The sequence below is a fragment of the Inquilinus limosus genome (assembly GCF_051487185.1).
GTDB classification, from domain to species: domain Bacteria; phylum Pseudomonadota; class Alphaproteobacteria; order DSM-16000; family Inquilinaceae; genus Inquilinus; species Inquilinus limosus_F.
On the sequence record NZ_JAHVDK010000017.1, the window covers coordinates 155041 to 163255 of the forward strand.

An 8215-nucleotide genomic window follows, 5' to 3' on the forward strand; every position below is an offset into this window, starting at 1 on the left:
GGCCGTCCTTACTTCTTCTTGCCTTCTTTGCGCAGGATGGTCTCGGTCTCGTACTTGATGCCCTTGCCCTTGAACGGCTCGGGCTTCCGGTACCCGCGGATCTCCGCGGCGACCTGGCCGACGCGCTGCTTGTCGAAGCCGGTGATCGAGATCGAGGTCGGCTTCTCGCACTTGATCGAGATCCCCTCGGGGATCGGATAGCGCACCTCGTGGCTGTAGCCGAGGGTCAGCACCAGCTCCTTGCCCTGGACCGCGGCGCGATAGCCGACGCCGTTGATCTCGAGGTTGGTGGTGAAACCCTCGCTGACACCCACGACCATGTTGTTGATCAGGGTGCGGCTGGTGGCCCACATGGTCTGCGCCAGGCGCGACTGGCTCTTCGGCTCGACCTTGATCGCGCCGTCTTCCATCGAGACCTTGATCTCGTCATTGACGACGAGCTTGAGCTGGCCGAGCTTGCCCTTGACCGAGACGTCCTGGCCCTGGACGGAGGCCTGAACCCCCGCCGGGACCTTGACCGCGTGCTTGCCGATACGTGACATCGCGGGTCTCCTCAGAACACGCGGGCGAGGATCTCGCCGCCGACATTGGCGGCGCGGGCCTCACCGTCCGACATCACCCCGCGCGGCGTCGACAGGATGGAGATGCCCAGCCCGTTGTACACCTTCGGCAGGTCCTTGATGCCCGAATAGACGCGGCGGCCCGGCTTCGACACGCGGTCGATGCGCTTGATGGCCGGCTGGCCTTCGGCATACTTCAGCTCGATCTTGATCTGCGCGATGCCCGGCTTGACCTCATGGGTCTCGTAGCCGCGGATGTAGCCTTCGCGCTTCAGCACGTCGAGGACGTTGGCCCGCAGCTTCGACGCCGGCGTCTCGATCACGGACTTGCCGGACCGCTGGCCATTGCGGATGCGGGTGAGCAGATCGCCCAACGGATCACTCAGCGACATGGTCCGTACTCCTTACCAGCTCGACTTGACCATGCCGGGGATCTGGCCGCGCGAGGCCAGCTCGCGCAGCGCGATACGGCTCAGCTTGAAGCGGCGGTAGAACGCCTTCGGGCGACCGGTCAGCTCGCAGCGGTTGTGGATGCGCACCGGTGAGGAGTTGCGCGGCAGTTCCGCCAGCTTCAGGCGGGCGGCGAACCGGTCCTCCATCGGCAGGCTTTGGTCGTTGGCGATCGCCTTCAAGCGCTCGCGGCGGCCGGCGAACGCCTTCGCCAGCTTCTCGCGACGCTTGTTCTTCTCGACCGAGCTCTTCTTGGCCATGATCTAATCCTTGCTCGTTCAGCTGACGAACGGGAAATCGAAGCCCTTGAGGAGCGCTCGCGCCTCATCATCGGTCTTCGCGGTCGTCACGATAACGATGTCCATTCCCCGGACCGTCTCGATCTTGTCGTAGTCGATCTCGGGAAACACGATCTGCTCCTTGATGCCGAGGGCATAGTTGCCCCGGCCGTCGAACGCCTTGGGCGACAGCCCGCGGAAGTCGCGGACGCGCGGCAGGGCGATGTTCACCAGACGGTCGAGGAACTCGTACATCCGGTCGCGGCGCAGCGTCACCTTGGTGCCGATCGACATGCCTTCGCGCAGCTTGAAGGTGGCGATCGACTTCCGGGCTTTGGTCGTCACCGGCTTCTGGCCGGAGATCGCCGCCAGCTCGGCCACCGCCGCCTGGATCTTCTTGCTGTCGGACACGGCGTCGCCGACGCCCATATTGATGACAATCTTCTCGATCCGCGGCACCTGCAGGTCGTTCTTGTAGGCGAACTCCTGCTTCAGCTTCGGTCGGACGACCTTGTCGTAGTGGTCCTTGAGACGTGCCATGGCCATCCTCACCGATCAATCACTTCGCCGGAGGCCTTGGCAACCCGGACCTTGCGGCCGTCCTCGAGCGTCTTGAAGCCGACGCGGGTCGGCTTGCCGCTCTTCGGGTCGACATGCGCCACGTTCGAGACGTGCAGCGCAGCCTCCTGCTCCACGATCCCGCCCTGCGACTTCGCGGACTGGCGGGTGTGGCGCTTCACGATGTTCACGCCGCGGACGACGACACGGTCGTCGGCCGGACGCACCTCGATGACCTCGCCCTTCTTGCCTTTGTCACGGCCGGCGAGGACGACGACCTGGTCGCCCTTCTTGATCTTCGCAGCCATCACAGCACCTCGGGAGCGAGCGAGATGATCTTCATGAACTTCTTGGCCCGCAGCTCGCGAGTCACGGGGCCGAAGATGCGGGTGCCGACCGGCTCGCCCTGCTTGTTGATCAGCACGGCCGCGTTGCGGTCGAACTTGATCGTCGAGCCATCCGGGCGGCGCAGTTCCTTGGCGGTCCGAACGATGACGGCGCGGTGCACGTCACCCTTCTTCACGCGGCCCCGCGGAATCGCCTCTTTGATCGACACGACGATGACGTCGCCGACGGTGGCGGTCCGGCGGTGGGAACCGCCCAGCACCTTGATGCACATCACCCGACGGGCGCCGGAATTGTCGGCGACGTCCAGGTTCGTCTGCATCTGAATCATGGTTTACGCTCCCGAAACAGCGGGGTCGGCCGACACGCCCATGGCGCTGGCCTCGGCCTCGGACAGGACGAGCCAGCACTTCCGCTTGCTGATCGGGCGGGTCTCGATGATCGAGACACGGTCGCCGACTTTGCAAGCGTTGGCCTCGTCATGCGCGAGGTACCGCTTGGTCCGCTTGATGAACTTCTTGTAGACCGGGTGCATCAGGTTGCGTTCGACCAGGACCGTCACGGTCTTGTCGGTCTTGTCGGACACAACCGTCCCGATGAGCACGCGCCGCGGCATGGCTCACAATCCTCTTACTTGGCGGACGCGGCCGCCTGGCCGCGTTCGCTCAAAACGGTCTTGATGCGCGCGATGTCGCGGCGCACGACGCGGACCCGCGCCGTGTTCTCGAGCTGCCCCGAGGCGGCCTGGAAGCGCAGATTGAACTGCTCCTTCTTCAGTGCCAGCAGATCGTCCTTCAGCTGATCCGGCGTCTTGGCGCGGATGTCTTCGATATCCATGGTCAGACCTCCTCTCCAAGGCGGGCGATGAACTTGCAGGCGATCGGCAGCTTGGCGGCGGCCAGGGCGAAGGCTTCCTTCGCCAGGTCGCCGGGCACGCCGTCGAGCTCGAACATGACGCGGCCGGGCTTGACCTTGGCGGCCCAGAACTCCGGCGACCCCTTGCCCGAACCCATGCGGACTTCGGCCGGCTTGGTCGAGACCGGCACGTCCGGGAAGATGCGGATCCAGACGCGGCCCTGACGCTTGATGTGGCGGGTGATCGCGCGGCGGGCCGCCTCGATCTGCCGCGCCGTCAGGCGGGCCGGCTCCTGGGCCTTCAGGCCGTAGGCGCCGAAGTTCAGCGTGGTGCCGCCCTTGGCGACGCCATGGATCCGGCCCTTGTGCTGCTTGCGGTACTTGGTGCGCTTGGGACTCAGCATGATCCTCAGCCCTCCCGCCGCGCGTCGCGATCGCGATCGCGGCCACGACGGTCGTCACGACGCTCGCCACGCTCCGGCCGGGCCGAGGACGGGCCGGTGGCCGCCTCGGCCGCCCGCTTGTCCTGGGCCATCGGGTCATGGGCGAGGATCTCGCCCTTGAACACCCAGACCTTGACGCCGCAGGTGCCGTAGGTGGTCTTCGCCGTCGCCGTGCCGTAATCGACATCGGCGCGCAGCGTGTGCAGGGGCACGCGGCCCTCGCGGTACCATTCGGTGCGGGCGATCTCGGCGCCGCCGAGGCGGCCGCCGCAGTTGATGCGGATACCCTGGGCGCCCAGGCGCATCGCGTTCTGCACCGCGCGCTTCATGGCGCGGCGGAACGCCACGCGGCGCTCCAGCTGGCTGGCGATGTTCTCGGCGACCAGCTTGGCGTCGATCTCCGGCTTGCGGATCTCGACGATGTTCAGGCTGACCTCGCTGCCGGCCATCTTCGCCAGTTCCTGGCGCAGCTTCTCGATGTCGGCGCCCTTCTTGCCGATCACCACGCCCGGACGGGCGGTGTAGACCGTGACGCGCGCCTTCTTCGCCGGCCGCTCGATGACGATGCGGCTGATGCCCGCCTGGGCCAGACGCTTCTCGAGGAACTCGCGGATCTTCAGGTCGGCGTGCAGCAGGCCGGCATAGTCCTTGGTCGCGAACCAGCGCGAATCCCAGGTCCGGTTGATGCCGACCCGCAGGCCGATCGGATTGACTTTCTGACCCATTATGCCGTCTCCCGCTCCCGGACGATGACCGTCAGGTTCGACCAGAGCTTCTCGATGCGGGACGCACGGCCGCGGGCGCGGGCGTGGAACCGCTTCATGACGATCTGCCGCCCGACATAGGCCTCGGCCACGTAGAGCTTGTCGACGTCCAGCTGGTGATTGTTCTCGGCATTGGCGATCGCCGACTGCAGCACCTTCTTCACGTCGCCGGCGATGCGGCGGCGGGAGAAGGTGAGCTCGGCCAGCGCCTTGGCCGCATCCTTGCCGCGGATGGTCTGGGCGACGAGGTTCAGCTTGCGGGGGCTGGTGCGCAGCGTCTTGGCGAACGCGCGCGCCTCATTCTCCGCAAGGCGAGGGGGGTTCTTTTCCTGTCCCATCGCTTACTTCCTCTTCGCCTTCTTGTCCGCCGCGTGGCCGTAGTAGGTCCGCGTCGGCGAGAACTCGCCGAACTTGTGGCCGACCATGTTCTCGTTGACCACGACCGGCAGGAACTTCTGCCCGTTGTAGACACCGAAGGTCAGGCCGACGAACTGCGGCAGGATGGTCGAGCGACGCGACCAGATCTTGATGATCTCGTTCCGGCCCGACGCGCGCGACTTGTCCGCCTTCTTCAGCAGATAGCCGTCGACGAACGGGCCCTTCCAAACGGAGCGTGCCACCGTCGCTCTCCCTTACTTCTTGCGACGGCGGATAATGAGCTTATCCGTCGCCTTGTTGCTGCGGGTCTTGCGGCCCTTGGTCGGCTTGCCCCACGGCGTGACCGGGTGCCGGCCGCCCGAGGTGCGGCCTTCACCACCACCATGCGGGTGGTCGACCGGGTTCATCGCGACGCCACGGGTGACCGGCTTCTTGCCAAGCCAGCGGTTGCGGCCGGCCTTGCCGATCGAGACGTTCGACTGGTCCGGGTTCGAGACCGCGCCGACCGTGGCGAAGCACTCGCCGCGCACGACGCGCAGCTCACCCGAGGCCAGCTTCAGCTGGGCATAGCCCATGTCGCGGCCGACCAGCTGGGCGTAGGTGCCGGCGGAGCGCGCCAGCTGGCCGCCCTTGCCGGCCTTCAGCTCCACATTGTGGACAATCGTGCCGACCGGCATGCTGCGCAGCGGCATGGCGTTGCCCGGCTTGATGTCCACCTTCTCGCCGGCGACGATCTTGTCGCCCGCGGCCAGTCGCTGCGGCGCCAGGATGTAGGCCTGCTCGCCGTCCTCGTAGGTGACGAGGGCGATGAAGGCCGTCCGGTTCGGATCGTACTCCAGGCGCTCCACCGTGCCGACGATGTCGAGCTTGCGGCGCTTGAAGTCGATGATCCGGTAAGTGCGCTTGTGCCCGCCGCCCTGGTGGTAGGCGGTGATCCGGCCGGTGTTGTTGCGACCGCCCTTCTTGGTCAGGCCTTCGGTCAGGGTCTTGACCGGCTTGCCCTTCCACAGGTCGGAGCGATCCACCTGGACCAGCTGGCGCAGGCCCGGGGTGATGGGATTGAAAGTCTTCAAGGCCATCGGATCAAACCCCCGTGGTCACGTCGATCTGCTGCCCTTCGGCGAGCGTCACGACGGCCTTCTTCACGTCCGAGCGCTTGCCCGGGAGACCCCGGAAGCGCTTGGTCTTGCCCTTGGCGATCAGCGTGTTCACCGCGGTGACCTTGACGCCGAACACGCCCTCGACCGCGCTGCGGATCTCGGGCTTGGTGGCGTCGAGCGGCACCTTGAACACGACCTGGTTGTGGCCGGCGGCGAGCGTCGCCTTCTCGGTGATCACCGGCGCGCGGATGATGTCATACATCCGCGGCGTGACGTTGGCGTCGGCCTTCTTCTTGCGAGAGCGGATCATTTCAGGCGGGCCTCGAGCTGCTCGACCGCCTGGCGCGACAACACGAGGGTGTCACGGCGCAGGATGTCGTAGACGTTGGCGCCCTGGCTGGGCAGCACGTCGATGAACGGCAGGTTCCGCGCGGCGAGAGCGAAGTTGGTGTCGATCTGCTCGCCGGCCAGGATCAGCGCGGAGTCGAGACCCAGCGCCGACAGCTTGGCGGCGAGACCCTTGGTCTTGTGGCTGTCGGCCACGACCGCATCGACCACCACCAGCTTGCCTTCCGCGGCCTTGGCGGACAGCGCATGGCGCAGGGCCAGCTTGCGGACCTTCTTCGGCAGGTCGTGCGCATGGCTGCGGACGACCGGCCCGAAGATCCGGGCGCCGCCGCGGAACTGCGGCGACCGCATCGAGCCCTGGCGGGCGTGACCGGTGCCCTTCTGCTTGTAGGGCTTCTTGGTCGTGCCGCTGATCTCGCTGATGCCCTTGGTCTTGTGGTTGCCGGAGCGGCGCTTGGCCAGCTGCCAGTTGACCATGCGGTGCAGCAGGTCGGTGCGAACCTCGAGACCGAAGACGGAATCGTCGAGCTCGATCTCACCGGCGGTCGTGTTGTCGAACGTCTTGACGGCGACCTTCATCGCTTAGCCCTCCTGACCGGCTGCTTCAGCCGCAGGGGCTTCGGCAGCAGGCGCCTCAACCGCCGCAGCGCCGGCCTTGCGGACCGCGCCCGGGAACGGGGCGTCCTTCGGCACCGGCCGCTTGGCCGCGTCGCGGATCAGCACCCAGCCGCCCTCGGCGCCCGGGACCGCACCCTTGACCATGATCAGGCCGCGCTCGACATCGGTGGTGACGACGGTGAGGTTCTGCACCGTCACCCGCTCGGCACCGAGATGGCCGGCCATCTTCTTGTTCTTGAACACCTTGCCCGGGTCCTGCCGCTGGCCGGTCGAACCATGCGACCGGTGCACGACCGAGACGCCGTGCGAGGCGCGCAGGCCGCCGAAGTTCCAGCGCTTCATGACGCCGGCATAGCCCTTGCCGATCGAGGTGCCGGTGACGTCGACGACCTGGCCGGCCACGAAATGGTCGGCGGTCAGCTCGTCGCCGACCGACAGCAGCGCATCGGTGCTGACGCGGAACTCGACCAGCTTCTTCTTCGGCTCGACCTGGGCCTTGGCGAAATGGCCGCGGACCGCCTTGGAGACGTTCTTGACCTTGGCCTTGCCGGCACCAAGCTGCACCGCGGTGTAGCCGTCGGTCTCCTCGGTCTTCACCGCGACGACCTGGACGCCGTCGAGCTTCAGGACCGTGACCGGGACGTGCTGGCCCTCGGCGTCGAAAATTCGTGTCATGCCCAGCTTCTGGGCGATCAATCCGGAGCGCATCGTCACCGCCTCAGAGCTTGATCTCGACGTCGACACCGGCCGCGAGGTCGAGCTTCATCAGCGCGTCGACGGTCTGCGGCGTCGGATCGACGATGTCGAGCAGACGCTTGTGCGTGCGGATCTCGAACTGCTCGCGCGACTTCTTGTCGACATGCGGCGAGCGGTTGACGGTGTAGCGCTCGATGTTCGTCGGCAGCGGGATCGGCCCGCGCACCCGAGCACCGGTCCGCTTCGCGGTGTTGACGATCTCGCTGGTCGACTGGTCGAGCACGCGATGATCGAACGCCTTGAGGCGGATACGGATGTTCTGACTGTCCATCGTTCTGTATCCGAGTGTTCTTGCCGAGAGGTGGACACCGGCTCATTCCGGCCCCCACATCGCGAACAGTCCAAAAAAAACTCACCCAAGCCGCGAGGCGGCTCGGGTGAGGCGCGTTTCATAGCCGAGCCCGCCCCGAATGTCACGCCCGGAATCCGGGTTGTGACGCTTTCGTGATCGGGCCCGCCATGCGCAGGGTTCAAGGCTCAGCACCTCTCGCCCTTCTCATCCCGGGCCGCCCTTTCCGCTCCGCCTTGCGGCGGGGGGCGGAGGTACGGTCCTAGCTCTTCACCGGCCCGGGAGCCGAAGCCCCCGAACCCGTGATCTCAAGCCGCCATCCTCACTCGATGATGGAGGCGACGACGCCGGCGCCGACGGTGCGGCCGCCTTCGCGGATGGCGAAGCGCAGGCCCTCATCCATGGCGATCGGGGCGATCAGCTCGACCGTCATCGAGATGTTGTCGCCCGGCATCACCATCTCGGTGCCCTCC

General features: G+C 66.5%; 17 protein-coding genes and 1 pseudogene. All 18 read right to left on the minus strand.

Translation table 11 applies throughout. The annotated features are described in order from the left end of the window. Window positions 1-8: 8 nt before the first annotated feature. On the minus strand, window positions 9-542 hold the full coding sequence (gene rplF, locus KXR53_RS20250; RefSeq protein WP_437377075.1) for a 50S ribosomal protein L6: 534 nt from the start codon (window positions 540-542) through the stop codon (window positions 9-11). Between the two features lie 11 nt (window positions 543-553). Next, complete coding sequence (gene rpsH, locus KXR53_RS20255) at window positions 554-952, minus strand: 30S ribosomal protein S8 (protein WP_437377076.1); 399 nt, start codon at window positions 950-952, stop codon at window positions 554-556. Between the two features lie 12 nt (window positions 953-964). After that, the gene (gene rpsN / locus KXR53_RS20260; RefSeq protein WP_437377077.1) at window positions 965-1270 is read right to left on the minus strand and encodes a 30S ribosomal protein S14; all 306 of its coding nucleotides are present in this window, start codon (window positions 1268-1270) and stop codon (window positions 965-967) included. 18 nt (window positions 1271-1288) lie between these two features. Further along, on the minus strand, window positions 1289-1828 hold the full coding sequence (gene rplE / locus KXR53_RS20265; RefSeq protein WP_437377078.1) for a 50S ribosomal protein L5: 540 nt from the start codon (window positions 1826-1828) through the stop codon (window positions 1289-1291). A gap of 8 nt (window positions 1829-1836) precedes the next feature. Then, window positions 1837-2157: a 50S ribosomal protein L24 gene (gene rplX, locus KXR53_RS20270; RefSeq protein WP_211230614.1), complete on the minus strand. Its 321-nt coding sequence runs from the start codon at window positions 2155-2157 to the stop codon at window positions 1837-1839. Beyond that, the gene (gene rplN / locus KXR53_RS20275; RefSeq protein ID WP_026873847.1) at window positions 2154-2522 is read right to left on the minus strand and encodes a 50S ribosomal protein L14; all 369 of its coding nucleotides are present in this window, start codon (window positions 2520-2522) and stop codon (window positions 2154-2156) included. The genes rplX and rplN overlap by 4 nt, the downstream gene beginning before the upstream one ends. A gap of 3 nt (window positions 2523-2525) precedes the next feature. Continuing rightward, window positions 2526-2807 carry a 30S ribosomal protein S17 gene (rpsQ, locus tag KXR53_RS20280; protein WP_026873848.1) on the minus strand — a complete coding sequence of 94 codons (282 nt, stop codon included), beginning with the start codon at window positions 2805-2807 and terminating at the stop codon, window positions 2526-2528. A 14-nt stretch (window positions 2808-2821) separates the two neighbouring features. Next, a complete protein-coding gene (gene rpmC / locus KXR53_RS20285) occupies window positions 2822-3028 on the minus strand; it encodes a 50S ribosomal protein L29 (RefSeq protein ID WP_026873849.1) in 207 nt (68 codons plus the stop codon). Between the two features lie 2 nt (window positions 3029-3030). Continuing rightward, on the minus strand, window positions 3031-3450 hold the full coding sequence (gene rplP, locus KXR53_RS20290; protein ID WP_026873850.1) for a 50S ribosomal protein L16: 420 nt from the start codon (window positions 3448-3450) through the stop codon (window positions 3031-3033). A 5-nt stretch (window positions 3451-3455) separates the two neighbouring features. Further along, entirely contained in the window at window positions 3456-4214 is a 759-nt protein-coding gene (gene rpsC / locus KXR53_RS20295) for a 30S ribosomal protein S3 (RefSeq protein ID WP_026873851.1), read from the minus strand. Then, window positions 4214-4591 carry a 50S ribosomal protein L22 gene (rplV, locus tag KXR53_RS20300; RefSeq protein WP_437377079.1) on the minus strand — a complete coding sequence of 126 codons (378 nt, stop codon included), beginning with the start codon at window positions 4589-4591 and terminating at the stop codon, window positions 4214-4216. The genes rpsC and rplV overlap by 1 nt, the downstream gene beginning before the upstream one ends. Window positions 4592-4594: 3 nt before the next feature. Next, complete coding sequence (gene rpsS / locus KXR53_RS20305; protein ID WP_026873853.1) at window positions 4595-4873, minus strand: 30S ribosomal protein S19; 279 nt, start codon at window positions 4871-4873, stop codon at window positions 4595-4597. A 12-nt stretch (window positions 4874-4885) separates the two neighbouring features. Further along, entirely contained in the window at window positions 4886-5710 is an 825-nt protein-coding gene (rplB, locus tag KXR53_RS20310; RefSeq protein ID WP_437377080.1) for a 50S ribosomal protein L2, read from the minus strand. A 4-nt stretch (window positions 5711-5714) separates the two neighbouring features. Further along, window positions 5715-6041 carry a 50S ribosomal protein L23 gene (locus KXR53_RS20315; protein WP_051249479.1) on the minus strand — a complete coding sequence of 109 codons (327 nt, stop codon included), beginning with the start codon at window positions 6039-6041 and terminating at the stop codon, window positions 5715-5717. Next, a complete protein-coding gene (rplD, locus tag KXR53_RS20320; RefSeq protein WP_437377082.1) occupies window positions 6038-6658 on the minus strand; it encodes a 50S ribosomal protein L4 in 621 nt (206 codons plus the stop codon). Before rplD ends, KXR53_RS20315 begins: the two co-directional genes overlap by 4 nt. Window positions 6659-6661: 3 nt before the next feature. Beyond that, complete coding sequence (gene rplC / locus KXR53_RS20325; protein ID WP_437377083.1) at window positions 6662-7405, minus strand: 50S ribosomal protein L3; 744 nt, start codon at window positions 7403-7405, stop codon at window positions 6662-6664. A 10-nt stretch (window positions 7406-7415) separates the two neighbouring features. Next, on the minus strand, window positions 7416-7724 hold the full coding sequence (rpsJ, locus tag KXR53_RS20330) for a 30S ribosomal protein S10 (RefSeq protein WP_026873858.1): 309 nt from the start codon (window positions 7722-7724) through the stop codon (window positions 7416-7418). Between the two features lie 340 nt (window positions 7725-8064). Then, window positions 8065-8215 (minus strand): annotated as a pseudogene (gene tuf / locus KXR53_RS20335) (elongation factor Tu); the annotation flags it as partial.